Here is a 318-nt window from a genome sequence, read left to right on the forward strand (position 1 = left end):
ACCCATGCGAGCCCTGAGGCGATCTGCGAGCAGGTGCGCCAGCGGCTCGGTTTCCAGCTGGTCGCGCAGCTCAGGCGCGAGGACGGGAGCGTGCCGCTTCTGCAACTCGACCCCGAGTGGGAAGACACCTTCGCCAGCTATCAGGTGGAGGGCGCCGGCGGCGGTCTCGACGTGGCGCTGCCACCGGACGTGTTCAACCGGCTGGGCGACGGGGTTGCGCAGGAAATGCGCGCGGCGGGCGAGCGCGGCCTCTACCCCGCGCTCGTCACGAGCGGCCGGCGGCGGCGGTTCCTGCGCACCGTGCTCTCGGCCAAGGGC

The 318-nt window shown here is 72.6% G+C and carries 1 protein-coding gene; it reads left to right on the forward strand.

Annotation, left to right across the window (positions count from 1 at the left end; translation table 11 throughout):
- On the forward strand, positions 1–318 hold a 318-nt coding region (locus DRV84_RS15335; protein WP_192881442.1), incomplete at both ends, for an FHIPEP family type III secretion protein.

It is taken from the genome of Rhodosalinus sediminis (assembly GCF_003385555.1).
GTDB classification, from domain to species: domain Bacteria; phylum Pseudomonadota; class Alphaproteobacteria; order Rhodobacterales; family Rhodobacteraceae; genus Rhodosalinus; species Rhodosalinus sediminis.